This window comes from Streptomyces sp. NPDC091376 (assembly GCF_044757085.1).
In the GTDB taxonomy this organism is placed as follows: domain Bacteria; phylum Actinomycetota; class Actinomycetes; order Streptomycetales; family Streptomycetaceae; genus Streptomyces; species Streptomyces pratisoli.
Map to the genome: position 1 here is coordinate 73,697 of NZ_JBIVUF010000009.1, position 23,604 is coordinate 97,300.

At 71.6% G+C, this 23,604-nt stretch carries 26 protein-coding genes; 16 read left to right on the top strand and 10 right to left on the bottom strand.

The window, feature by feature from the left end; genetic code table 11:
• The first annotated feature begins 155 nt into the window (after positions 1 to 155).
• Positions 156 to 614 carry an ATP-binding protein gene (locus ACIQMR_RS20665; RefSeq protein ID WP_401389062.1) on the top strand — a complete coding sequence of 153 codons (459 nt, stop codon included), beginning with the start codon at positions 156 to 158 and terminating at the stop codon, positions 612 to 614.
• A 50-nt stretch (positions 615 to 664) separates the two neighbouring features.
• On the opposite strand, the gene ACIQMR_RS20670 is transcribed toward ACIQMR_RS20665, so the two are convergent.
• On the bottom strand, positions 665 to 1,036 hold the full coding sequence (locus ACIQMR_RS20670; protein ID WP_401389065.1) for an STAS domain-containing protein: 372 nt from the start codon (positions 1,034 to 1,036) through the stop codon (positions 665 to 667).
• A gap of 161 nt (positions 1,037 to 1,197) precedes the next feature.
• On the opposite strand from ACIQMR_RS20670, the gene ACIQMR_RS20675 reads away from it, so the two are divergent.
• The gene (locus ACIQMR_RS20675) at positions 1,198 to 1,566 is read left to right on the top strand and encodes a VOC family protein (RefSeq protein WP_401389068.1); all 369 of its coding nucleotides are present in this window, start codon (positions 1,198 to 1,200) and stop codon (positions 1,564 to 1,566) included.
• 161 nt (positions 1,567 to 1,727) lie between these two features.
• Here ACIQMR_RS20675 and ACIQMR_RS20680 read toward each other — a convergent pair whose 3' ends face one another.
• The 6 genes from ACIQMR_RS20680 to hutU form a co-directional block, all read right to left on the bottom strand.
• Positions 1,728 to 2,012 (bottom strand): hypothetical protein, encoded by a 285-nt coding sequence (locus ACIQMR_RS20680; protein WP_401389071.1) that lies wholly within the window; start codon positions 2,010 to 2,012, stop codon positions 1,728 to 1,730.
• Positions 2,009 to 2,362: a DUF6247 family protein gene (locus ACIQMR_RS20685; protein WP_401389074.1), complete on the bottom strand. Its 354-nt coding sequence runs from the start codon at positions 2,360 to 2,362 to the stop codon at positions 2,009 to 2,011. Before ACIQMR_RS20685 ends, ACIQMR_RS20680 begins: the two co-directional genes overlap by 4 nt.
• Positions 2,363 to 2,392: 30 nt before the next feature.
• Positions 2,393 to 2,629 carry a hypothetical protein gene (locus tag ACIQMR_RS20690; RefSeq protein ID WP_401389077.1) on the bottom strand — a complete coding sequence of 79 codons (237 nt, stop codon included), beginning with the start codon at positions 2,627 to 2,629 and terminating at the stop codon, positions 2,393 to 2,395.
• Positions 2,630 to 2,690: 61 nt separating this feature from the next.
• The gene (locus ACIQMR_RS20695) at positions 2,691 to 4,028 is read right to left on the bottom strand and encodes a formimidoylglutamate deiminase (protein ID WP_401389080.1); all 1,338 of its coding nucleotides are present in this window, start codon (positions 4,026 to 4,028) and stop codon (positions 2,691 to 2,693) included.
• The gene (locus ACIQMR_RS20700; protein ID WP_401389582.1) at positions 4,019 to 5,236 is read right to left on the bottom strand and encodes an allantoate amidohydrolase; all 1,218 of its coding nucleotides are present in this window, start codon (positions 5,234 to 5,236) and stop codon (positions 4,019 to 4,021) included. Before ACIQMR_RS20700 ends, ACIQMR_RS20695 begins: the two co-directional genes overlap by 10 nt.
• Positions 5,237 to 5,310: 74 nt before the next feature.
• Complete coding sequence (gene hutU / locus ACIQMR_RS20705; protein WP_401389082.1) at positions 5,311 to 6,969, bottom strand: urocanate hydratase; 1,659 nt, start codon at positions 6,967 to 6,969, stop codon at positions 5,311 to 5,313.
• A gap of 107 nt (positions 6,970 to 7,076) precedes the next feature.
• Here hutU and ACIQMR_RS20710 point away from each other — a divergent pair, with 107 nt between their 5' ends.
• The 7 genes from ACIQMR_RS20710 to ACIQMR_RS20740 all read left to right on the top strand — a co-directional run bounded on the left by ACIQMR_RS20710 (position 7,077) and on the right by ACIQMR_RS20740 (position 12,631).
• On the top strand, positions 7,077 to 8,396 hold the full coding sequence (locus ACIQMR_RS20710) for a diaminopimelate decarboxylase (protein ID WP_401389085.1): 1,320 nt from the start codon (positions 7,077 to 7,079) through the stop codon (positions 8,394 to 8,396).
• Positions 8,397 to 8,432: 36 nt separating this feature from the next.
• Positions 8,433 to 8,897, top strand: a complete 465-nt coding sequence (locus ACIQMR_RS20715; protein ID WP_401389088.1) for an SRPBCC family protein — start codon at positions 8,433 to 8,435, stop codon at positions 8,895 to 8,897.
• Between the two features lie 183 nt (positions 8,898 to 9,080).
• Entirely contained in the window at positions 9,081 to 10,448 is a 1,368-nt protein-coding gene (locus tag ACIQMR_RS20720) for an APC family permease (protein WP_401389091.1), read from the top strand.
• A 167-nt stretch (positions 10,449 to 10,615) separates the two neighbouring features.
• Entirely contained in the window at positions 10,616 to 11,020 is a 405-nt protein-coding gene (locus ACIQMR_RS20725) for a hypothetical protein (RefSeq protein ID WP_401389094.1), read from the top strand.
• An 11-nt stretch (positions 11,021 to 11,031) separates the two neighbouring features.
• Complete coding sequence (locus ACIQMR_RS20730; protein ID WP_401389585.1) at positions 11,032 to 11,784, top strand: transcriptional regulator; 753 nt, start codon at positions 11,032 to 11,034, stop codon at positions 11,782 to 11,784.
• A 38-nt stretch (positions 11,785 to 11,822) separates the two neighbouring features.
• Complete coding sequence (locus ACIQMR_RS20735; RefSeq protein ID WP_266378592.1) at positions 11,823 to 12,206, top strand: roadblock/LC7 domain-containing protein; 384 nt, start codon at positions 11,823 to 11,825, stop codon at positions 12,204 to 12,206.
• 50 nt (positions 12,207 to 12,256) lie between these two features.
• The gene (locus ACIQMR_RS20740) at positions 12,257 to 12,631 is read left to right on the top strand and encodes a hypothetical protein (protein ID WP_401389097.1); all 375 of its coding nucleotides are present in this window, start codon (positions 12,257 to 12,259) and stop codon (positions 12,629 to 12,631) included.
• Between the two features lie 138 nt (positions 12,632 to 12,769).
• Here the strand turns inward: ACIQMR_RS20740 and ACIQMR_RS20745 are convergent, their stop codons facing one another.
• Together ACIQMR_RS20745 and ACIQMR_RS20750 are read right to left on the bottom strand one after the other, a co-directional pair.
• Positions 12,770 to 13,609, bottom strand: a complete 840-nt coding sequence (locus tag ACIQMR_RS20745) for a MurR/RpiR family transcriptional regulator (RefSeq protein WP_401389100.1) — start codon at positions 13,607 to 13,609, stop codon at positions 12,770 to 12,772.
• Positions 13,606 to 15,195, bottom strand: coding sequence for an aromatic amino acid ammonia-lyase (locus tag ACIQMR_RS20750; RefSeq protein WP_401389587.1), 1,590 nt, complete (start codon positions 15,193 to 15,195; stop codon positions 13,606 to 13,608). Before ACIQMR_RS20750 ends, ACIQMR_RS20745 begins: the two co-directional genes overlap by 4 nt.
• A gap of 142 nt (positions 15,196 to 15,337) precedes the next feature.
• Between ACIQMR_RS20750 and ACIQMR_RS20755 the strand changes: the two genes are divergently transcribed.
• The 6 genes from ACIQMR_RS20755 to ACIQMR_RS20780 are packed head-to-tail and all read left to right on the top strand — an operon-like array spanning position 15,338 to position 20,655.
• Positions 15,338 to 16,537, top strand: coding sequence for an ABC transporter ATP-binding protein (locus tag ACIQMR_RS20755; RefSeq protein ID WP_401389103.1), 1,200 nt, complete (start codon positions 15,338 to 15,340; stop codon positions 16,535 to 16,537).
• Positions 16,534 to 17,175, top strand: a complete 642-nt coding sequence (locus ACIQMR_RS20760; protein WP_401389106.1) for an ABC transporter permease — start codon at positions 16,534 to 16,536, stop codon at positions 17,173 to 17,175. The genes ACIQMR_RS20755 and ACIQMR_RS20760 overlap by 4 nt, the downstream gene beginning before the upstream one ends.
• Position 17,176: 1 nt before the next feature.
• Positions 17,177 to 17,878: an ABC transporter permease gene (locus ACIQMR_RS20765; protein ID WP_401389109.1), complete on the top strand. Its 702-nt coding sequence runs from the start codon at positions 17,177 to 17,179 to the stop codon at positions 17,876 to 17,878.
• A 9-nt stretch (positions 17,879 to 17,887) separates the two neighbouring features.
• A complete protein-coding gene (locus tag ACIQMR_RS20770) occupies positions 17,888 to 18,829 on the top strand; it encodes an ABC transporter substrate-binding protein (RefSeq protein WP_385479074.1) in 942 nt (313 codons plus the stop codon).
• 4 nt (positions 18,830 to 18,833) lie between these two features.
• On the top strand, positions 18,834 to 20,252 hold the full coding sequence (locus tag ACIQMR_RS20775) for a purine-cytosine permease family protein (RefSeq protein WP_401389112.1): 1,419 nt from the start codon (positions 18,834 to 18,836) through the stop codon (positions 20,250 to 20,252).
• Positions 20,239 to 20,655: a hypothetical protein gene (locus ACIQMR_RS20780; RefSeq protein WP_401389115.1), complete on the top strand. Its 417-nt coding sequence runs from the start codon at positions 20,239 to 20,241 to the stop codon at positions 20,653 to 20,655. The genes ACIQMR_RS20775 and ACIQMR_RS20780 overlap by 14 nt, the downstream gene beginning before the upstream one ends.
• Before the next feature lie 376 nt (positions 20,656 to 21,031).
• On the opposite strand, the gene ACIQMR_RS20785 is transcribed toward ACIQMR_RS20780, so the two are convergent.
• The gene (locus ACIQMR_RS20785; protein WP_401389118.1) at positions 21,032 to 22,420 is read right to left on the bottom strand and encodes a cystathionine beta-synthase; all 1,389 of its coding nucleotides are present in this window, start codon (positions 22,418 to 22,420) and stop codon (positions 21,032 to 21,034) included.
• Positions 22,421 to 22,548: 128 nt separating this feature from the next.
• Between ACIQMR_RS20785 and ACIQMR_RS20790 the strand changes: the two genes are divergently transcribed.
• A complete protein-coding gene (locus ACIQMR_RS20790; RefSeq protein ID WP_401389121.1) occupies positions 22,549 to 23,589 on the top strand; it encodes an SGNH/GDSL hydrolase family protein in 1,041 nt (346 codons plus the stop codon).
• Positions 23,590 to 23,604: the final 15 nt, after the last annotated feature.

A 23,604-nucleotide genomic window follows, 5' to 3' on the forward strand; every position in this document is an offset into this window, starting at 1 on the left:
ACCCCCGTCTTCGCCGCGCCGGTCGTGTCCAACGCCCGCCGTACCCACTCGTCACGCGATACAGCCGGGACAAGACAGGACAGCGCCGGGACAGTCACTGTACGTACAGGCCGCATCACTGTTCAGAGTAGGCACGCACCGCCACGCTGAGTGACATGAATCAGCAAATCGCCCAACCCCTCGCCGCTGCGGCCCAGTTCAGCGTCCGGCCCTCCTCCACCCGCCGCGGTGCACGCCTCGCCCGCCTCCTCGCCGCGGAGCAGCTGCGTTCCTGGGGTGTGAGCGGTGCGGCCTCGGACGCCGCCGTCCAGGTCATCGCCGAACTCGCCGCCAACGCGGCGCTCCACGGCCGTGTTTCCGGCCGCGACTTCCGCCTGAGGCTGTCCGCGACGCCGCACACGCTCCGTATCGAGGTGACGGACACACGCGGTGACCGCCTCCCCGCTCCGCAACCCGCGGCGCCCGACCGTGAGTCGGGCCGTGGGCTGCTCCTCGTGGAGGCGCTCGCCACCCGCTGGGGCGTCCGCTCCGGCCCGGTCCCGTGCAAGACGGTCTGGGCGGAGATCGACCTCGTACGGCCCGCACGGCCCACACAGCACGCACGGCCGGAGTGACCAGAGGATCCCGCCGGCGGGCGGTCCGCGCACTCAGGCCCGGCGCACGCTCAGGCCCGGTGCACACTCAGGCCCGACGGCGCTGCCGCCAGGGCCTCGGGGAGGGTGGCGTGGACCGGGATCACGTCGATCAGGCCGGTGATCCGCAGCAGATACGTGATCATCCCGTCCGGGCACACGAGGCGCAGCTCGCCGCAGCGTCGGCGGGCGGCGTCATGGGCGCCCGCAAGTACGCGCAGACCACTCGCGTCACAGAAGGCCAGCGCGGACAGGTCCACGATGAGTCTGACCGGGTCGTGAGCCGCGCTCACGTCCTGAAGGTGGTCGCCCAGCAGGCCGGCGGTCGCGATGTCCAGCTCGCCCGCAACCGTGACGACCGACCAGCCGTCTCGGCGATGGGAGGAAACCGTCAGGTGCATCATCGTGCTCGACCCCTCGGAGAAGGACCCCTCTTCATCAGAGTGGGACTCTAGCGAAGAGAGTACTGCTTCATTCTCAAGAGGAAAACTACTCTCAGTGGAGCGGCTCCATACATTCGGCTGTCGGCACCGGCGGGTGTGCGGCGGGGCGCCAGAATCGGCGCATGCTGAGAATCGGATCCGTGGTGCTGGGCGTCTCGGATGTGCCGCGTGCTGCCGCGTTCTGGATGAAGGCGCTGCGATACGTCCCGCGCGAGGAGATGGAAGAGGACTGGGTGGTGCTCGTACCGGCGGAAGGGGCCGGGGTCCAGCTGTCGCTCGGCCTGAGCGAGACGCCGGCGCAGGAGCGTCCGCGGATCCATCTGGACCTGTACGCGGGGGACGCGGCGGATCAGGCCGCCGAGGTCGAGCGGCTGGTGTCCCTGGGCGCTCGGCGCGTCGACTGGGGCCTCTACCCGGCCGACGCCGACTTCGTCGTACTCGCCGATCCCGACAGCAACCGCTTCTGTGTCATCGACACCGCCCACGGCTGACCGAAGGCCGGAAACCCGTGCACCGTGATCCGCGCCCCCGAGGACCCTTTCCCATGACAGGCCCTCCGGGCGGGTCACCCCGCAGCGCCGCGATCGACGCCGTCAGAGTCGACGGGACGTCCGGGACCAGCAGCACGGCTCCGGCGCCCCCATGGCCGTAGTCACTCGCCCTCGGTGAGGGTGTCGGCGTTGAAGTGGTGAGCGCGCAGGATCAACACCACGTCGTCGCGGTAGTCCTCCTGGTACCAGAGCATCACCGGCCCGTCCCCGTGGCTGAGGACGCCGGAGGCTGATTCGGTGATGTCGAAAGGGCGGCCGATGCGGCGGACACCGACCGCTTCGGAGACGCGCTGTGCGACATTCTCGATGTCGTTGCGCTGTTCCGGGGTGAGTCCCCCGACGACATGCGCGGCGTCAGGAAGGTACTCCCAGGTCCAGTCACTCACGCGGCGGTCCCCTCCGCGTCCGCGAGGATACGGCCGATCTCCGCAGCGGCGGCACGGCGAGCTGCACGGTCGTCAGAGGTGGCGACGATCTGCTCGCATTCGCGGAGCCGAGCGGCGCGGGCGGGCCAGCGCGTGACGGCGACCCAGGCCCACCAGTGCTCTGTGAAATGACGCCCGGGGAGAAGGCTGTACTCGTCACGGGCCTGGTTCATGGCGGTGGCCCAGTCGGCATCGAAGCGCGGGAGGACATCGGGATCGATTCGCGCGACAGCGACACGCAGGGCTGCCGGGGTCTTCGCGGGCATGCGGATGAGCGGTTCGCCGGCCGGCTCAGTGGACTGCGACGTCATCTCAGGCTCCTGGGTGGGGAAATGGCTCGGTCAGGCGGCATTCGTCGCTTCGCTCTTCCTCCGGCCCTCGTGGTCCCGGTGCCGTCGGCGCAGGGTGTCGCGGTTCATTCCCGTGATGCGGGTCGCTGCTGCCTGTGCTCCTCGAGGTCCGTGCTCCAGGAGGTCCATCAGTGCCGCCCCGAACTCCTTCTCGGCGTCCGCCAGGCGCTTCGTGGCGCGCTCCAGGCGTCGTATACGGGGATCGTCGTGCGTGGCAGGTCGGGACATGGCCCCAGGATCGCCGAAATGATCGGCCGAATGCAACGGCCGATTCATTCGACGTCCTGTCTCAGCCCCGCAGCGCCGCGATCGCCTCCGTCAGGGCCGACGGCACGTCCGGGACCAGCGTGTGTGCCCCGTCCCGCACGACGTGCCGGCCCGCGACGACCGTGTGGCGGATGTCCGCCGACGTGGCCGCGAAGACCGCCGTCTCCGCGCCCAGCCTCGGCAGCGGGCCCGCCGTGCGGACCGTGTCGAGGGCGACCGTGGTGAAGTCGGCGAGGGCGCCCGCTTCCAGGCGGCCCGCGTCGGGCCAGCCCAGGGACGCGTGGCCGTCCTCCGTGGCGGCACGCAGCAGTGCCGCCGCCGTCCAGTGGCCGCGGGTGCGGCTGCGCAGGCGCTCGTTCAGTTCCATCGCGCGCGCCTCCTCCAGGAGGTCGATCACCGCGTGGCTGTCACTGCCGAGGGAGAGCGGGGAACCCGCGCGCTGGAGGGCCTGTGCGGGGCCGATGCCGTCGGCCAGGTCCCGTTCGGTCGTGGGGCACATGCAGGTGCCGGTCGTGCTGCCGCCGAGCAGCGCGATGTCGTCGTCCGTGAGATGGGTGCTGTGGACGCCGGTCGTGCGCGGGCCCAGCACACCGTTGTCGGCGAGCAGCCGTGCCGGGGTGCGGCCGTGGGCGGCGAGGCAGGCGTCGTTCTCGGCGGTCTGCTCGGAGAGGTGCACATGGAGGGGCGCCTCACGGGACGCCGCCCATTCGGCCACCGTCGACAGCTGCGCCGCCGGGACGGCCCGTACGGAGTGGATCGCCGCGCCGATGCGCGCCCACTCCTGGTCCTTGAGGAGCGACACCCGCTGCGCCCACGCGTCGGCCGTGCCGTCGGAGAAGCGGCGCTGGTGCGCCGTGGGAGGTTCGCCGAAGCCCGCCGACAGATACACCGTGTCGAGCAGCGTGATCCGGATGCCCGCGTCCGCCGCCGCGGCGATCAGCGCCTCGCCCATGGCGTTGGGGTCGGCGTACGGCGTGCCGTCCGGGGCGTGGTGGACGTAGTGGAACTCGCCCACCGCCGTGATCCCGGCCAGCGCCATCTCCGCGTACACCGCCCGCGCCAGCGCGTGGTACGACTCCGGCGTCAGCCGCGCAGCCACCTTGTACATGAAGTCGCGCCAGGTCCAGAACGTCCCCGAGCCGACCTGGACGAGGCCGCGCAGGGCCCGGTGGAAGGCGTGGCTGTGGGCGTTCGCGAGACCGGGGACGGTGAGACCGCGCAGCACCTCGGCGCCCGGCGGCGGGGTCTCGGCCCCGGTCAGGACCGCCGTGATCCGGCCGTCGCGCACCTCCAGCGCCACGCCCGGCTCGACATGGGTGCCGAGCCAGGCGTGTTCCAGCCAGTACGTCGTCAGCTGCACGCGAGTCCCTCCAGTACGTCGGCCAGTGCGATGACGCCGGCGAGGCAGTCGTCCTCGGCCGCGTACTCGGCCGGGGAGTGCGAGACACCCGTCGGATTCCGTACGAACAGCATGGCGGTCGGGATGGACTCCGAGAGGATTCCCGCGTCGTGTCCCGCGCCGGTGCCGAGCAGCGGGGCCCGCCCGCCGAGGATCTTGCCGAGCTCGTCGCGCAGTGCGTGCTCGAACTCGACGACGGGCGTGAACGACTCCCGTACGACGGTGAGGTCGATGCCGTTGCGCTCGGCGTGCTCGCGGGCGGCCGCCTCGATCGCGGCGGTGACGACGTCCAGGGCCGACTGTTCCGGCGCCCGCGAGTCGAGCCAGCCGCGGACGAGCGACGGGATGGCGTTGACGCCGTTCGGCTCGACGGAGACCTTGCCGAAGGTCGCGACGGCGCCCGCCAGCTCCGCCTCGCGGCGGGCGGCGAGGACGGTCTCGGCGTACGTCAGCATCGGGTCGCGGCGGTCCGCGAGGCGGGTGGTGCCGGCGTGGTTGGCCTCGCCGCGGAAGTCGAACCGCCAGCGGCCGTGCGGCCAGATGGCGCTCGCGATGCCGACGGGGTCGCCGGACAGGTCGAGGGCCCGGCCCTGTTCGACGTGGAGTTCGACGAACGCGCCGATGCGGGCGAGGCGTTCGGGGTCGGGGCCGATGATGCCGGGGTCGAAACCGGCCGCCTCCATGGCCTGCGGGAGGCTCACGCCGTCCCCGTCCCGGAGTTCGTACGCCTGCGCCTTGGTCAGCCGGCCGGCGGTGAGCCGGGAGCCGACGCAGGCGAGGCCGAAGCGTGCGCCCTCCTCGTCGCCGAAGTTGGTGATGGCGAAGGGCTTGGTGAACGTCGCTCCCCTGCGGCGGAGTTCGTCGAGCGCGGCGAAGGAGGACACGACGCCGAGGGGGCCGTCGAAGGCGCCGCCGTCGGGCACGGAGTCCAGGTGGGAGCCGGTGACGACGGCGTCACCCGCGGTGGGGCTCCCTCCGCCGGAGGCGGGAGGAGGGTCGCCGAGCCAGGCCCACTGGTTGCCGTTGCGGTCGGTTTCGCAGGTGAGGCCGCGGGCCTCGGCCTGCTCCTGGAACCAGGTGCGGCAGTCGGCGTCGGCGCCGGTCCAGGCATAGCGGCGGTAGCCGCCCGAGTCGGCGTCGCGCCCGATGGTCGCGAGGTCCGCCCACATCTCGTGGAACGAGGGGGGTGTGGGCGTACGTTCCGCCGCGGCGGAAGGGGCGGGCACAACCCGGTCGGGGTCGCTCACGAGTCCTCCCGCATCGGGATGCGGACGCCGCGGTCCCCGGCGACCGACTCCGCGATGTCGTAGCCCGCGTCCACGTGACGGATCACGCCCATGCCCGGGTCGTTCGTCAGCACGCGGCGGATCTTCTCGCCCGCGAGCTTCGTGCCGTCGGCGACCGTGACCTGGCCGGCGTGGAGGGAGCGGCCCATGCCGACGCCGCCGCCGTGGTGGATGGACACCCACGACGCGCCGGAGGCGACGTTGACCATGGCGTTGAGCAGCGGCCAGTCGGCGATCGCGTCCGAGCCGTCGAGCATCGCCTCGGTCTCGCGGTACGGGGAGGCGACCGATCCGCAGTCGAGGTGGTCGCGGCCGATGGCCAGCGGGGCCGCCAGCTCGCCGCTCGCCACCATGTCGTTGAAGCGCTCGCCCGCGCGGTCGCGCTCGCCGTAGCCCAGCCAGCAGATGCGTGCCGGGAGGCCCTGGAAGTGGACGCGCTCACCGGCCAGCTTGATCCAGCGGGCCAGGGACTCGTTCTCGGGGAAGAGATCCAGCATCGCCTTGTCGGTCTTCGCGATGTCCGACGCCTCGCCCGAGAGCGCCGCCCAGCGGAAGGGGCCCTTGCCCTCGCAGAAGAGGGGCCGGATGTACGCCGGTACGAAGCCGGGGAACGCGAACGCCCGGTCGTAACCGGCCAGCTGCGCCTCGCCGCGGATGGAGTTGCCGTAGTCGAAGACCTCGGCGCCCGCGTCCATGAAGCCGACCATGGCTTCCACATGGCGGGCCATCGACTCGCGGGCCCGGGTCGTGAACCCGGCCGGGTCCTTCGCCGCGTAGGACGCCATGTCGTCGAAGTCGACGCCCACGGGGAGGTAGGACAGCGGGTCGTGGGCCGACGTCTGGTCGGTCACGATGTCGATCGGGGCGCTTTCCGCGAGCATCTGCGGCAGCAGCTCCGCCGCGTTGCCGAGCAGGCCGATCGACAGCGGGCGGCGGGCGTCCCGGGCCTCCACCGCGAGCTGGAGGGCGTGGGCGAGGTTGTCGGCCTTCACGTCCAGGTAGCGGTGCTCGATCCGGCGCTCGATCGCGCGCGGGTCGACGTCGACGCAGATCGCGACGCCGTCGTTCATGGTCACGGCGAGCGGCTGGGCGCCGCCCATTCCGCCGAGACCGGCCGTGAGCGTGATCGTGCCGGCCAGGGTGCCGCCGAACTTCTTCGCCGCCACGGCCGCGAAGGTCTCGTACGTGCCCTGGAGGATGCCCTGGGTGCCGATGTAGATCCAGGAGCCGGCCGTCATCTGGCCGTACATGGTGAGACCGAGGGCCTCCAGGCGCCGGAACTCCTCCCAGTTCGCCCAGTCGCCGACCAGGTTGGAGTTGGCGATGAGCACGCGCGGCGCCCACTCGTGGGTCTGCATGACGCCGACCGGGCGGCCGGACTGGACGAGCATCGTCTCGTCCTGCTTCAGGGTCCGCAGCGTGCGCACCATCGCGTCGAAGGAGCGCCAGTCGCGGGCGGCCTTCCCGGTGCCGCCGTAGACGACGAGCTTGTCGGGGTGCTCGGCGACCTCCGGGTCGAGGTTGTTCTGGAGCATGCGCAGCGCGGCTTCCTGCTGCCATCCAAGGGCGCTCAGTTCCGTACCACGCGGTGCCCTGACCGGGCGGGGTCCAGACATGCCGATGCCTCCTCGCGACAGTGATTCTTCCATTCACATCCTGGCCTCCTGAATAATTCCAGTCAACAGGGCGGCGCGGGCCGGGTCCGGATGATTGACTGGTACACATGGCTCATCTGGCTTCAGACCGTCGTGATCAGGCCGTCCGAGCGGCCGTGGAACAAGGCCTCCTCAACGGGAGCGAGCCCGTCACCGCCCTGCTCGACATCGCCGGGATCCGCGCCTCCGCCGCCGCACTCACAGCCGCCTTCGCCGAGATCACCGACGCCCCCGTCCTGCACGCCTTCGCCGTCAAGGCCGCGCCACTGGTGCCCGTGCTGCGCCTGCTGGGCTCGGAGGGCATCGGCGCGGAGGTCGCCAGCCCCGGCGAGCTGGCGCTGGCCCGCGCCGCCGGCATCCGGCCGGAGAACATCGTCCTCGACTCCCCCGCCAAGACCCTCCCCGAGCTGCGCGAGGCACTCGGCCTCGGGATCGCCGTCAACGCCGACAACCTCCAGGAACTCGACCGGATCGACGACCTGGTCGGCCGGGAACCCAGCCGCTCCCCGCTCGGACTGCGGGTCAACGCCCAGATCGGCGCCGGCGCGATCGGGGCGCTGTCGACCGCCACGAAGACCTCGAAGTTCGGGGTCGCGCTGCGCGACGAGGGCGCCCGCGAGCGGGTCGTCCGGTCCTGTCTCGACCGGCCGTGGCTGACCCGGCTGCACACGCACTCCGGCTCGCAGGGGCTGACCCTGGAACTGATGGCCGAGGGCGTACGGGCCGTGTACGAGCTGGCCGAGGAGATCAACGCGGCCGCCGGGCGGCAGCAGATCGGCACGATCGACATCGGCGGCGGGCTCCCGGTCAACTTCACCTCCGACGAGGAGACTCCGACCTTCGCCGCCTACGCCCGGGCGCTGCGGGAGGAGGTCCCCGGACTGTTCGACGGGCGGTACGGGCTGGTCACCGAGTTCGGCAGGTCGCTGCTGGCCAAGCACGGCACGGTCCTCACCCGGGTCGAGTACACGAAGACCACCGGCGCCCGGCCCATCGCCGTCACCCATGCGGGCGTCCAGATCGCCACCCGCACCATCTACGACCCCGTCTCATGGCCGCTGCGGATCGCGGTGTACGACGCGAAGGGCGTGCCCAGGACCGGTGACACCGTCGTGCAGGACATCGCGGGGCCGGCCTGCTTCGCCGGCGACCTGCTGGCCGAGGCGCGGGCGCTGCCGCTGCTGGAGCCGGGCGACGTGGTCGCGGCACTGGACACCGGCGCGTACTACTTCAGCAGCCACTACGCGTACAACAGCCTCGCCAGGCCCGGGATCCACGGCTTCCGGGCCGACGGGGACGGGGTCGGGTTCGTGACCGTCCGGGCCGCGCAGAGCCTGGAGGAGATCGTGACGGAGGCGGGCGGCGGCTCGGCGGACGCGCTGCTGTAGCGGGCGGTTGTCATACCCCGGTGGTTCCATGGAGCCATGAGCAGCAAAGGTGTCGTCGTAGAGCGCAGGGTCGCCGCGCCCGCCGGGCGGATCTGGGAGGCCCTGACCGACCTGGAGGGCTCGCAGCGCGTGCTCAGCGGGGTGGAGCGGATCGAGGTCCTCACGGAGGGCGGCTTCGGCGTCGGCACCCGTTGGCGCGAGACGAGACGGATGCTCGGCAAGGAAGCCACCGAGGAGATGTACGTGACGGTGAGCGAGCCGCCGGAGCGTTTCGTCGTCGAGGCGGACAATCACGGCGCCCATTACGTGTCCGAGTGGTCGCTGCGGGCCGACGGGCCGGAGACGACCACGGTGCGGATGACGTTCTCGGCGACACCTCCCGGAGGCTTCATGGGCCTGCTCACCAAGGTGCTGGGGCCGCTCGGCGAGCGTGCCGTGGTCAAGGCCATCGAGCGGGACCTCGCCGATGTCGCGTCGGCGGTGGAGTCAGGGCGCGGCTGACGCCGGATCCGATCGCCTCTCGCGCGGCGCCGGCCGCCCGAACCAGGACTGCCGGCCCGGTCCGCCGCGGCCCCCGCACCCCCGTTCGGCCCCGTACGGCCCAACCGCCGCGCGGCAGGCATCACGGGAGGGGTGACGGGCAGGTACCTTCCCACCGGTAAGCGGGAACGGGAGAGGTGTCTCATGGCCACATCCACTTCCACGGAGCAACCTGAGCAGCAACCTTCACTCAAACGCGCCATCGGCCCGAAGCTGCTGATCCTCTTCGTGATCGGCGACATCCTCGGTACGGGCATCTACGCCACGACCGGGAAGGTCGCGGGCAAGGTGGGCGGCGCGCTGTGGCTGCCGTTCCTGATCGGCTTCATCGTGGCGGTCATGACGGCGGCGTCGTACGTGGAGCTCGTCGGCAAGTACCCCAAGGCCGCCGGCGCCGCCCTCTACACCCAGAAGGCGTTCCGGCTGCCCTTCCTGACCTTCATCATCGCCTTCATGGTGATGTGCTCCGGGCTGTCGTCCGCGAGCGCCGCCGCCCGCGCCTTCAGCGGCGACTACTTCCAGGAGTTCACGGACGCCGTCCCGCCCACCCTCATCGCGATCCTCTTCATCCTGGCGCTGGCCGCGCTCGCGCTGCGCGGCGTGTCGGAGTCCGTGAAGACCAACGTGGTGCTGACCATCGTCGAGCTGACCGGTCTGGTGATCATCCTCGCGATCGGGGCGTCGGCGATCTTCACCGGCTCCGGAGAGCCGTCCCGGCTGGGCGAGTTCCAGGCCTCCGGCACCGGCTTCGCGCTGATGACGAGCATTCTGGGCGCCACGGCGCTGGGCTTCTTCGCGTTCGTCGGCTTCGAGGACTCGGTCAACATGGCGGAGGAGACCAAGGATCCGGTCCGCACCTTCCCGCGAGCGATCTTCCTCGGCGTCGGCGTGACCGGCACGATCTACGTGCTGGTGGCACTGGTGTCCTCGCTGCTCGTGGACTACCGGGTACTGGAGACGTCGAGCGGGCCGCTGCTGGAGGTCGTCAAGGCCGGCGGGGTCGACTTCCCGCCGAAGCTCTTCGCGCTGATCGCGCTCTTCGCGGTCACCAACTCCGCGCTGATCAACATCATGATGGCCTCGCGGCTCTGCTACGGACTCGCCAACGAGAAGGTGCTGCCGCGCGGCATGGGCCGGGTGCTCCCCAAGCGCCGTACGCCCGTCAACGGCATCATCTTCGTCACCGTGATCGCCATCGGCCTCGTCTCGACGGGCGAGATCGAAGGGCTCGGCGACACCACCGCGTTCCTGCTGCTCTGCGTCTTCACGGTGGTCAACGTGGCGGTGCTGGTGCTCCGCAAGGACCCCGTCGAGCACAGCCACTTCCGTACGCCGACGATCCTGCCCGTGCTGGGGGCGATCACCTCGGTCATCCTGGCCAGCCCGCTCTCGGAGCGCGGGTCCGACGTCTACATCAGGGCCGGCGTGCTCGTCGCCATCGGGATCGCCCTGTGGGCCGTCAACAAGGTGTGGATGAAGGTACGGCACGAGGAAGAGGCAGCCAGAGGCTGAGAACAAGCAGCCGAGGGCCGAATGGGGTGGGGCGGACCTTATCGGACCGGCTGCATGTTCCGATGGAAAATGCCAGAACTCCCACCTGCCGACACTCCGTTGCGTAACGTCACGGCTACGGACGTACGTCCGAGCCGTTCGCACACGTGCTGGAGGGGGATTTCCGCGTGCCCGGAATCGACGAGTGTCTGCTGCACGCCATGCGGCTGCCCGGAGTGCGCGGCGCCGCCCTCGTCGACTGGACCAGCGGACTCGCCCTCGGCACGGTCGGGGACGCGGCGGGCGCCGACCACGAGACGGCGGCGGCGGAGACCGCGGAGCTGGCGCGCATGGCGGCGGAACACCCCACCTTCGCCCCCGTGGGGCTCGCCGAGGACACGGACCTCGGCAAGAACCCTCCGGTCGAGGACCTCGTCGTCACCACCCGTACCTGCTATCACGTCCTACGCTTCGTCGAGACGAGTTTCGACAGCAGCGTCCTGCTCCACCTCTGGCTCGACCGCGCCGAGGGCAATCTCGCCCTCGCCAGGCTGCGGATGAGAGACCTGACCGAGCGGCTGGTGCTGGAGTGACCGTCTCACCGATGCTGCTGCGGCTCGCCGCGGAGCGGGCCACAGGCGCGCTGTTACGCGACCGGGGGACGCTCTACCTCGTCGACGGCCAGGTGGTGCACGCCGAGAGCCCGGCCGCGCCCGGTATCGAGGTCCTGCTGACCGCCGGCGGGCGGCTGCGCGCCGACGGCTGGCAGGAGGCGCTCCGTGAGGCCGGGGCGCAGGGCCGGGTCGGCCGCCATCTCGTCGACAGCGGCCGGCTCAGCGACGGCGAGCTGGAGATCTGCCATCTCGGAGCGCTGTACGACGCCGCGTACTTCGCACTCGCGCCCGGCAGCGGCCCCTCCCGCTTCCGCTACGGGGTGGCCCACTGGATAGGCCCCGTACGGCCCGTGGCGGCCGAGGCCGTCGAGCGGGAGACCTTACGGCGCAGAACACTGCTCGACCGGCTCTGGGCGCACCCCGAGACGGACACCTCGCCCGTCGTGCCCGTGCGCCGCTCCGCCGGGTCACGGGCCGCCCCGCGCCAGCGCGCCGTGCTCGACCTGGCCGACGGGGTGCGCACCCCCGCCGACATCGCCCTGGCCCTCGGCCGCCCCGCGTTCCACACGCTGGTCGACGTGCGCCGGCTGGCCGCGGCCGGGCTCGTCGAGACCCCGCGAACCGACACCGGCGCCACCGCGCCGCTACCGCCACCCGATGTCGTCCGTGTGATGGGCACGTCCGCAGATCCGGACGTCGCCCTGCTCCGCCGGCTCCGTGACGCCCTGGAGGCAACGCTGTGATGCGCGCGATGAGACAGCGCGCCGAGAGGAGACAGCTGATGACGGCGAGTACCGGAGTCCTCGACGAACTCCACCGGTTGAGGACCCGGTTACCGCAGCTCACCGGCGCCCTCGCGGCCAGCGTGGACGGTCTCGTACTGGCCAGGGACACCCCGGACACGGAGGCGGAGACGGTCGCCGCGCTGACCGCCGCGGCACTCGGCGTGGCGGTGCGGCTCACCGAGGCGACCGGCCAAGGAGGCTTCCGCGAACTGCTCGTCCGCGGTGAGAGCGGCTATGTGGCGACCTACGCGGCGGGGTCGGCCGCCGTGCTCACCGTCACCGCCGAGCCGCGCGTCAACGTCGGGCGGCTGCACCTCGAAGCCCGCAGGGCCGGGGCCCGCATAGCCGAACTCGTCGACGGCGCACTCGAACGTCCCTGACCGAACAGCACACCAATCCCATGAGTTCAACGACTAGGAAAGGCATCACCATGGCGAACACCGAGACCGCTCTCAAGGAAGCGATGGCCACGATCGACGGCGCGATCGGCGTCGCGCTCGTCGACTACACCAGCGGCATGGCGCTCGGCACGATGGGTGGCGGCAAGCAGCTCGACCTGAACGTCGCGGCCGCGGGCAACACCGACGTGGTGCGGGCGAAGCTCCGCACCATGGAGATGCTCGGCCTGCAGGACGACATCGAGGACATCCTCATCACCCTGAGCTCGCAGTACCACCTGATCCGCCTGCTCAAGGCACGAGGCGGCAACGGGCTGTTCCTGTACATGGCCCTGGACACCAAGCGCGCCAACCTGGCGATGGCCCGGCACCAGCTGCGCAAGATCGAGGCGACACTGGAGGTCTGACCCCCGCCGGCGCCCCGCCGACCGCTCAGCGGCGCCGCGCCCCGCCCGGGGCGGCGTCCCCGGCGGCGGGGCCGGTCGTGCGGTGGCCCGACACCTCGGCGCGGCGGGCGTGCCGCGCGCTGAGAGGCGGCGGCCGCATCATTCCGTGAACAGCCCGCGCTCCGCGGCCCGGGTGTCGAAGTCCTCCAACCGGGCCTGTGCGTCCGGCAGATCGTCGCACATCGCCTCCAGCAGCACCCGGCCCAGCATCATCGGCGCGCACGCCGTGTCGAAGGCCAGGCCCGTGCCGACCGCGGCCGGGATCAGCAGATCGCTGTGGGCGGCGACGGGCGCGAACGCCGAATCGGCGACCGTCACGACGCTCAGCCCGGCCGACCGGGCGTACGCCAGCGCCTCCACGACCTCTTTCGGATGGCGGGGCAGGGCGAAGCAGAGCAGTGCGCTCGCACCCGCACGGCGGGCGGCGTCGATCCGGTCGGCGAGCATCGTGCCGCCCTCGTCGAGGAGGCGTACGTCCGGGTGGACCTTCGCCGCGAAGTACGCGAAGCCGCGGGCCTGGGAGGAGGCGGCACGCAGACCGAGCACGAGGAGGGGGCGGGAGGCGGCGAGCCGCCGGCCGGCCCGTTCGACGGGTGCCGGGTCGGCGAGCATGGCGGCCAGATGCCGCAGGTTCTCGATCTCGGCGTGCACGGCCTGCTGGTACTCGGTGAACCCGTCGTCGTCCCCGGCCGGTTCGGTGGGCGCGACCTCGCGCAGGTGTCTGCGCAGCGCCGGGTAGCCGTCGAAGCCGAGCGCGACCGCGAAGCGGGTCACGGAGGGCTGGCTGACCCCGGCGAGTTCGGCCAGTTCGACGCTGGACAGGAACGGCACGTCGGCGGCCCGGCGCACCATGCAGTGGGCGATACGGCGCTGGGTGGGGGTGAGCCGGTGCCCCTCGAAGAGCTGCTGCAGTCGTGCGGCAGGGCTGCTGTCGTTCATACCGTCCCCCAGGTCGTCTCACCGAACGTGCCGGACGCGCCGGTCGTCCCGGTCGTGCTGTCGGTCGTGCTGGTCATGGTGCTGCTCGCGCCGCCGGTCATGGTGCTGCTCGCGCCGAAGGTGTCGAGCAGCGCGGCCGCCGCGGTCACGTCGTCGGTCAGCGGCCGGTCGGTGTGCTCCTCGTCGAGCACCGCCTCGGCCAGCGCGAACGCCCGCCCGACCGGCAGATCCGGGTCGGGGCGCAGCCCTCGCTGGCGCAGGGCCCGTACGGCGGCGACGAGTTCACAGCCGACGACGAGCCGGTAGGGGCCGCTCGCCCGAAGGGTCTGGCGGGCGGCGAGCGAGGCGAAGCTGGCCTGCTCCTCGACGCCCCGGGACAGTACCGCGTGGCCGAGGGACGCGGGGGCGGAACAGGCACGAAGATCGCCGAGGGCGGCCCCGGCGGCGTACTCGAGGATCATCACCCCCGACGACGCGGGCTCGGTGTCCGCGAGGAACGGCCGCAGCCTGGTGTAGGCGGGCTCGTTGAGCGCGGAGAGCCGGGAGGTGGAGAGCCGGGCGACCTGGGTGAGCGAGAGCCTGAAATGGTCGAGGTCCAGGGCGAGTCCCGCGAGGTAGAAGCCGCCGTGGTGATAGGCGGCGTGCTCCTCGGGGCGGATCAGCGGGTTCTCGGCTGCGGCGTTGATCTCGACGGTGAGGGACCGCTCCAGCGCGTCCGCCGCGTCGTGCGCGGGTCCGTGTATCTGCGGCACACAGCGGAAGCCGTACGGGTCCTGGATCCGGCCGAGCGGAGGCGTCGGACGGGCGGGCGCGCCCAGCACCCCGCGCATCCGCGCGGCGACGGTGGTGGAGCCCGGGTGCGGGCGGGCCGCGTGGACGGGCTCGGCATACGCCTCGTAGGAGCCGTCGACGGCGAGCAGGGAGAGCGCGGCGACGAGTTCGGTGGCGGTGACCAGCCGGCGCAGTTCGTCCAGGGCGAGCGCGGACTGGCCGAGGGTGAGCGCGTTGCTGCTGATCAGGGCGAGGGCGTCGTTGTTGTCGAGCGGCTGGGCGGCGGGGGCGGAACCGGGCCCCTGCCAGGGGTGCTCACCGGCCAGCGCGAGGCCCATCTGCGCGAGCGCCGCGATGTCGCCGGTGCCGACGGAGCCGTACTCGTGGACGACGGGGTGCGCACCGGTCTCCAGCGCCTCGCAGAGCGCGCTGATCACGGTGGGGCGCAGTCCGGCGCCGCCGGCGAGGAGCTGGTTGGCGCGGACGGCGAGCATGGCGCGGACCTCGCGGGCCGGCAGCGGCTCACCGATGGCACCGGCGTGGCTGCGCAGCAGCCGCAGGCCGTGGTCGGCGGCCGCCTCGGTGGGGATGTCCTCGCTGCGGTTGGCGCCGACGCCCGTGGAGCGTCCGTACACCCGGCCCGAGGCGGCGAGTTCGCGGGCGGTGTCCCAGGCGTACTCGACGCGTTTCATGGCCTCGGTGCCGGGCACGGGCCGGACGGCGCCGTCGGCGAGCCGGACGATGTCCGCGACCGGAAGGCTCTGTCCGTCGAGGACGACGATGTCGGCCGGACCGTCCACCATGTGGGACGACATCATGCGCGTACGCCTCCTTTTCCGGACAGCTCGCCTTGTCGTACGAGCATTCGTCACCAGGGATTTACCCGAGGGCATTGACAACTTATTCAGTCACCCAGAACTGTGCATGACCATATGCAGGCCGGGCAAGGGACGACTGATGATCAGATTCGACGCAGTGGACAAGCGCTTCCCCAACGGCACGACGGCGGTCAGCCGACTCACCATGGAGATGCCGGAGGGCGGTATCACCGTCCTCGTCGGCTCCTCGGGATGCGGCAAGACCACCACTCTCCGCATGATCAACCGAATGGTGGAGCCGACCTCCGGCACGATCCACGTCGGCGGCACGGACATACGGTCCCAGGACGCGGCCGAGCTGCGGCGCTCCATCGGCTACGTGATCCAGCAGGCGGGCCTCTTCCCGCACCGCACGATCCTCGACAACGTCGCCACCGTGCCGCTGCTGCTCGGCTGGGGCCGCCGCAAGGCCAGGGCGCGGGCGGCGGAGCTGCTGGAGACCGTCGGCCTCGCCGCCGACACCGGCAAGCGCTACCCGCACCAGCTCTCCGGCGGTCAGCAGCAGCGGGTCGGGGTGGCGCGGGCGCTGGCCGCGGATCCGCCGGTGCTGCTGATGGACGAGCCGTTCGGCGCGGTCGACCCGGTCGTCAGGACCCAGCTCCAGGACGAACTGCTGCGCCTGCAGCGCGAGCTGAACAAGACGATCGTCTTCGTCACCCATGACGTCGACGAGGCCGTACGCCTCGGCGACCGCATCGCCGTGTTCCGCACCGGCGGCCATCTCGTCCAGTACGCCGAGCCCGCGGAGCTGCTGGCCCGCCCGGCGGACGCCTTCGTCGCGGACTTCCTCGGCGCGGAGCGGGGCCTGAAGCTGCTGTCGCTGAGCACGCTCACGGGTGTGCCGCAGGCTCCGGTCCCCGAAGGCGGCCGCTGGCGGCTCGTCCTGGACGGGTCGCGCAGCCCGCTCGGCTGGCGCGACAACGATGCCAGGGACGACGCCCCGCTGCTGCCGGTCCGTGCGCTGCGCGACACGGACTCCCTCCTCGCGGCCCTCGACGAGTCGGTCGCCTCGCCGACCGGCGTCGTGGCCCGCGTCGACGCGGACGGCGTCCTCACCGGCGTCTCGTCCCGCGACGACATCCACGACCACGCCGCCGCGGCGCACCGTGCGGCGGGCACCGCCCTCGGCGTCCCGGCGACCGGGGCCACCGGAAGCCCCGCACCGGACGCCGCGTCGGACTCCGCGTCGGACTCCGCGTCGGACTCCGCGTCGGAAGCGTCGGCCGACGCCGTCGCCCCGGCGAAGCACGCCGGGCAGCACGGAGGCGGGGCCGCGTGAGCATCGACTGGAGCTGGCTCGCCGACCACACCGGCGATCTCACCGCGCTCACCGTCTCGCACCTTCAAGCAGCCCTGTCCGCCGTGTTGTTCGGGCTGCTGATCTCGCTGCCGCTCGCCGTCGTCGCACACCGGATCCGGCCGCTGCGCGGATTCCTGCTCGGGATGTCGAACGTCCTGTTCACCATCCCCTCGATCGCCGTGTTCGTGCTGCTGCTCCCGGTCTCCGGGCTCACCCGCACCACCACCGTCATCGGGCTGACGATCTACACCCTGGTCGTACTGCTGCGGAACACCGTCGAGGGCCTCGACTCGGTCCCGGCGCGGACCAAGGAAGCCGCCAGGGCCATGGGGACGCGCCCGCTGCGCACCCTGCTCACCGTGGAGCTGCCGCTCGCCCTGCCCGTGATCATGGCGGGGGTGCGGATCGCGACGGTCATGTCCATCTCCCTCGTCAGCGTCGCCACGTACATCGGCGACGGCGGCCTCGGACAGCTCTTCACCGACGGCTTCCAGCGCGGCTTCCCGACGCCCGTCATCGCCGGGATCGTCCTCACCCTGCTCCTCGCGCTGGCCGCGGACGCGCTGCTGGTCGCCGTGCAGTACGTGCTCACCCCCTGGCGAAGGAAGCGGGCCTGACATGTACGAACTCTTCAAGGACCTCGGCGGCTGGCTCGTCAGCGGCGCCCAGTGGTCGGGCCCGGACGGCATCGGGCACCGGCTCGCCGAGCACCTCCAGTACTCGCTGCTCGCCACCCTCATCGCGGCCGCGATCGCCCTGCCCGTCGGGCTGCTCATCGGGCACACCGGCCGCGGCGCCTTCCTCGCCATCAACCTCTCCTCCTTCGGCCGCGCACTGCCCACCGTCGGACTGGTCGTCCTCGTCTTCCTGGCCGGCGGACTGTCCATGACCCCGGTGTACGTGGCCCTGGTGGCCCTCGCCGTCCCGGCGATCGTCACCAACACCTACGCGGGCATGACCGCCGTGGACCCGGAGGTGAAGGACGCGGCCCGCGGCCAGGGCATGCGCGGCCACCAGGTCCTCCTCCAGGTCGAGATCCCGCTCGCGATGCCGTTGATCATGACCGGGCTGCGGCTCGCGCTCATCCAGGTCGTGGCCACGGCCACCATCGCCGCGTACGTCAGCTTCGGCGGCCTCGGCCGGTACGTCTTCGACGGCCTCGCCCAGCGCGATCTCGTGCAGGTGCTCGGTGGTGCCGTCCTCGTCGCGGTCGTCGCCGTCGTCCTCGACCTGGCGCTCGCCGCCCTGCACCGCGCCCTCTTCCCCCTGCGCCCCGCAGGGCGCAGGGCGACCTCCCGACCGCCCCGCACGACCGCGTAAGGACACCTCATGAACCGACGCACCCTGCTCGGCGGACTGCTCGCCGCCGCGGCCGTCCCCGCGCTCGCCGCCTGCAGCAGCGGCATCACCTCCCTCGAAGGCGAGGGCGGGTCCCTCGGCGGCGGTGGGTCCAGCAAGGACGGACTCACCATCGGCACTGCCAACTTCACCGAGAACCAGATACTCGGCTTCCTCTACGCCGCCGTGCTCGGCGCGGCCGGGGTGAAGACGACCGTCCGCCCCAACCTCGGCACCCGCGAGATCCTCATCCCCGCCCTCAAGGGCGGCGACATCGACCTGCTGCCCGAGTACCAGGGCGCCCTGCTCCACTACCTCGACCCGAAGGCCGAGGCCACCGAGGAGGGCGAGATGCAGAACGCCCTCGCCGCCGCCCTGCCCGCGGGCCTCCAGGTCCTGCCGTACGGCGCCGCGGAGGACTCCGACGCCTTCGCCGTCACCCGTGAGACAGCCGCCAGATACGGCCTGAGGACCCTCGGCGACCTGGCTAAGCAGAACGGCAGACTGGTCATCGGCGCCGCACCCGAGGTGAAGAAGCGCGTCGTCGGCGTCATCGGACTGAAGGACGTGTACGGCGTCGAGTTCCGGGAGTTCAAGTCCCTGGACTCCTCCGGGCCTCTGGTCAAGGGCGCGCTGAAGAAGGGCGACGTGGACGTCGCGAACCTCTTCACCACCGACACCGACATCAAGGCCGAGGGCTGGGTCGTCCTGGAGGATCCCAAGAACCTCGTCCCCGGCCAGCACGTCGTGCCGCTGATCGCCGACCGCAAGGCCGACTCCACCGTACGCAAGGCCCTCGCCCGGCTCGGCAACGCGCTCACCACCGAGGCCCTCACCGAGCTCAACCGCCAGGTCGACAAGGACAAGAAGGACCCGGAGGACGTCGCGAACGCCTGGGCCGCGGCCAACGGCCTGACGAAGAAGGGGGCCTGACGTCGTGCCAGGACTCGTCGAGCTGCGCTCCATCGACGTCGTACCGGACAGCGAACGGCACGGCACCGCCTTCTCCCAGTTCACGCTGTGGCTGGGCGCGAACCTCCAGATCACCGCCGTCGTGACCGGCGCCCTCGCCGTGGTCTTCGGCGGCGGCGCCTTCTGGTCGCTCCTCGGCCTGGCGCTCGGCAATGTGCTCGGCGGGGCGGTCATGGCCCTGCACTCCGCGCAGGGCCCGCGCCTCGGACTGCCGCAGATGATCTCCTCACGCGCCCAGTTCGGTGTGAAGGGCGCGGTCGTCCCGCTGCTTCTGGTGATCGTGATGTACATCGGCTTCTTCGCCAGCGGCAGCGTGCTCGCGGGACAGGCCGTCGGTGAACTCACCCACCTCGGCGAGACTCCCGGCATCATCATCTTCGCCCTGGTCACCGGAGCGACGGCGACGGTCGGCTATCGCGTCATCCACGCCCTCGGCCGGGTGGCGAGCGTGGTGTGCGCCCTCGCCTTCGTCTATCTCGGCGTCCGGCTGCTGGACCGTGCCGACCTGGGCGCCATCCTCGCCGACCGCGCCTTCGACCTGCCGATGTTCCTGCTCGCCGTGTCGCTGTCGGCGTCCTGGCAGCTGGCCTTCGGCCCGTACGTCGCCGACTACTCGCGCTACCTGCCCCGTACGACCAGCGCCCGCGCCACCTTCTGGTGGACGCTCGCGGGCTCGGCGCTCGGGTCCCAGTGGTCGATGGCCTTCGGCGTGCTGGTCGCCGCGACCGCCGGGGAAGCGTTCCTTTCGGGCCAGGTCGGCTACGTCGTCGCCCTCGGCGGCACCGGGCTGATCGCGTCGGTCCTCTACTTCGTGATCGCGCTGGGCAAGCTGACCGTCAACGTGCTCAACACCTACGGCGGCTTCATGTCGATGGTCACCAGCGTCAGCGGGTTCCGGGGGCAGCGGACCCTCTCGCCGCGCGGACGGGCCCTCTACATCGCGGCCATCATGATCGCTGGCACCGCCGTTGCCCTGCTCGGCAAGGACAGCTTCCTCGCCTCGTTCAAGGACTTCCTGCTCTTCCTGCTGACGTTCTTCACTCCCTGGTCGGCGATCAACCTGGTCGACTACTACCTGATCTCGCGCGAGCGCTACGACATCCCGGCGCTCTCCGATCCGCTCGGGCGCTACGGCGGCTGGCGCTGGGACGCACTCGCCGTCTACGGCATCGGGCTGCTCGCGCAGCTGCCGTTCCTGGTGACGCACTTCTACACCGGGCCGCTCGTGGCACCGCTGGGCGGCGCCGACATCTCCTGGATCGTCGGTCTCGCCGTACCCGCGCTGCTGTACTGGCTGCTCGCGCGGAACTCCCGGGACACGGGGGTTAGCCCCACTGACACCCCGGTGCCCACTCCCTACCCTGTGGAGCATGGAAGCCCGTGACCATGAGCTCACGAAGGAGCTCGACGCCACCCTTCACGCCCGCCGCGAGCTGGGTGGGGAGTACGAGCCGGCGCTGATCGAGTCGTTCCTGGAGAAGGTCGAGCAGCGCATGGACGCCACGGTCGACCGCCGGGTCCGGCGGCATCTGGCCGAGCAGCGGATGACCGTCGCCCGGGGAGCACGCCCCGGGCGCTCCGCGGAGAACTTCGGCGAGCGCTTCGGCCTCGGGATCATCACGCTGGTCCTCGCGATCCCGCTCTCGGCGATCGGCGCGGCGAACGCCGGCATCGAGGGCCTGTTCGTCACGTGGGCCGGCATCGTCGGCGTCAACGCCGTGTACGCCTTCCGCGGCAGAGGTGTCCTCGGCCGACGCGAGAAGGCGGAGTCCGACTGGGAGGAGTGACCCTCCCGAACGGCCCGGACCCGCGGTGCCACCACCCGGCCCGTGGCCGCCCCGCCCGTGGCCACCCGGCCGTGGCTTCGCAGCCCGTGGCTTCGCAGAAGTGGTACGAGCGCGACACGTTGGCGCAGCACTCGCTTAACACGCGTCCGGCACATTGAGGGGTGTCGGCGTCAAGGACCTCCGGAGCGGCTCCCGGACCTCCATGGACGCCCGGACGCGAGCCCGGCCCTGACCCGGAACGCGTCCCTCGCGGGGACCGCCGTCGTCCCGCCCCCCGGGTCACCGGGGGTGCGGCGGTCCCCGCGCACCGCACCCCACATTCCGCAAGGGCCCGCCTCAGGTCCGTGCCGGACACGGCCCAGAGGTGCCCGTACCGCTACTTGCCGCCGGCCCTGGCCAGGAACGACAGCAGGTCCTGGCGGCTCACCACACCGGTGGGCTTGCCCTCGACCAGCACGATCGCCGCGTCGGCGGTGCCGAGCACCGACATCAGGTCGCCGACCGGCTCACCGGAGCCGACCTGCGGCAGCGGTGCGCTCATGTGCTTCTCCAGCGGGTCGCCCAGCGACGCCCGCTGGGTGAAGAGCGCGTCCAGCAGCTCCCGCTCCACGACCGAGCCGATGACCTCGGCGGCCATGACGTCCGGGTGTCCGGCGCCCGGCTTGACGATCGGCATCTGGGAGACGCCGTACTCGCGCAGGACGTCGATGGCCTGACCGACCGTCTCCTCGGGGTGCATGTGCACGAGCGAGGGCAGCGCGCCCTCCTTGTGCTGCAGCACGTCGGCGACCCGCGGTGCGTCGCCCGCCTGCTCCAGGAAGCCGTAGTCGTTCATCCACTCGTCGTTGAAGATCTTCGAGAGGTAGCCGCGCCCGCTGTCCGGGAGCAGCACGACGACGACATCGTCCGGGCCGAGGCCCTCGGCCACGCGCAGCGCCGCGACGACGGCCATGCCGCAGGAGCCGCCGACCAGGAGGCCCTCCTCCTTGGCGAGGCGGCGCGTCATCTGGAAGGCGTCCTTGTCGGACACCGCGACGATCTCGTCGGTGACGTTCGGGTCGTAGGCGGTGGGCCAGAAGTCCTCACCGACACCCTCGATGAGGTAGGGCCGGCCGGAGCCGCCGGAGTACACGGATCCCTCGGGGTCCGCGCCGACGATCCGGACCTTGTCGTCGCTGATCTCCTTCAGATAGCGACCGGTGCCGGAAATCGTGCCGCCCGTGCCGACGCCCGCGACGAAATGGGTGATCTTTCCCTCGGTCTGTTCCCACAGCTCGGGACCGGTCGTCTCGTAATGCGAGCGCGGGTTGTTCGGGTTGGAGTACTGGTCGGGCTTCCAGGCGCCCGGCGTCTCCCGCACCAGCCGGTCCGAGACGTTGTAGTACGAGTCCGGGTGATCGGGATCGACTGCTGTCGGGCAGACGACGACCTCGGCCCCGTAGGCGCGCAGCACGTTGATCTTGTCCGTGGACACCTTGTCAGGGCAGACGAAGATGCACTTGTAGCCCTTCCGCTGGGCCACGATCGCAAGGCCGACACCGGTGTTGCCGCTGGTCGGCTCGACGATCGTGCCGCCCGGCTTGAGCGCCCCGCTCTCCTCGGCGGCCTCGATCATGCGTACGGCGATACGGTCCTTCACCGATCCGCCGGGGTTGAAGTACTCGACCTTGGCGAGAACCGTCGCCTGAATGCCCGCCGTAACGCTGTTCAGCTTCACCAGCGGGGTATTGCCAACCAGACTGATCATCGAGTCGTGGAATTGCACCGTAAGTCTCCGGGATCTCCGTAGTGGTTCCGTCAGCGTATGCGCATCCGGGTCGAGATTGGGCGACGGCGGTTACGGGGCAGTTAGCTCTAGTACGGCTGCACGGCTACGAGGAGGTGGCTGGGACTGTGTCGAGGGCGAGGGTTGCGCGGCGCATCGCGGCGGGCGCGGCATACGGCGGCGGGAGCATCGGCCTGCTGGGAGCCGCGGCGGTGACGGTCCTGCTGGCCGAGGTGCAGCTGGCGAAGAGATCGGTGGGGGGCGGCACGGCGCCCTATCCGCCCGGCGCGGATGGACTGTACGGCACGGCCTTCGGGCTCTCGGGCCCGCTGCGGCTGGTGCTCCTGGGCGACTCGACGGCGGCCGGCCAGGGCGTGCGCCGGGCGGGCCAGACCCCGGGGGCGCTGCTGGCCTCGGGACTCGCGGCGGTGGCCGAGCGCCCGGTGGAGCTTCGGAACGTGGCACAGCCCGGCGCGATGTCCGACGACCTGGAACGGCAGGTCGGCCAGGCGCTGCGGGACCCGGACCAGCCCCCGGACGTCTGCGTGATCATGATCGGTGCGAACGATGTGACGCGCCGGATGCCGCCGACCCAGTCGGTGCGGTACCTGTCGGCCGCGGTGCGCCGGCTGCGTACGGCGGGCGCCGAGGTGGTGGTGGGCACGTGCCCGGATCTCGGCACCATCGAGCCGGTCTACCAGCCGCTGCGCTGGCTCGCCCGCCGGGTCTCCCGGCAGCTCGCGGCGGCGCAGACGATCGGCGCGGTGGAGCAGGGCGGCCGTACGGTCTCGCTGGGTGACCTGCTGGGGCCGGAGTTCGAGGCGAACCCGCGCGAGATGTTCGGCGCGGACAACTACCACCCCTCGGCGGAGGGGTACGCGACGGCGGCGATGGCCATGCTGCCGACCCTGTGCGCGGTGCTGGGCCTGTGGCCGGAGACGGACCGGCTGGACGCGGACCGGCGCGAGGGCATGCTGCCGGTGGCCAAGGCGGCGGTGGAGGCCGCGAGCGAGGCCGGTACGGAGGTCACGGGCGCCCGTGCCCCGTGGGCCCTGCTCAAGCACCGCAGGCGGCGGCGGCTGCCGGTGCCGACGGCCCAGGAGCCCACGGCGGCGACGGCGGGGGAGCGGGCCGAGATTCACCGGCCGGACCGGGCGGACCGGCCGTAAGCGAGCGCTTAGAAA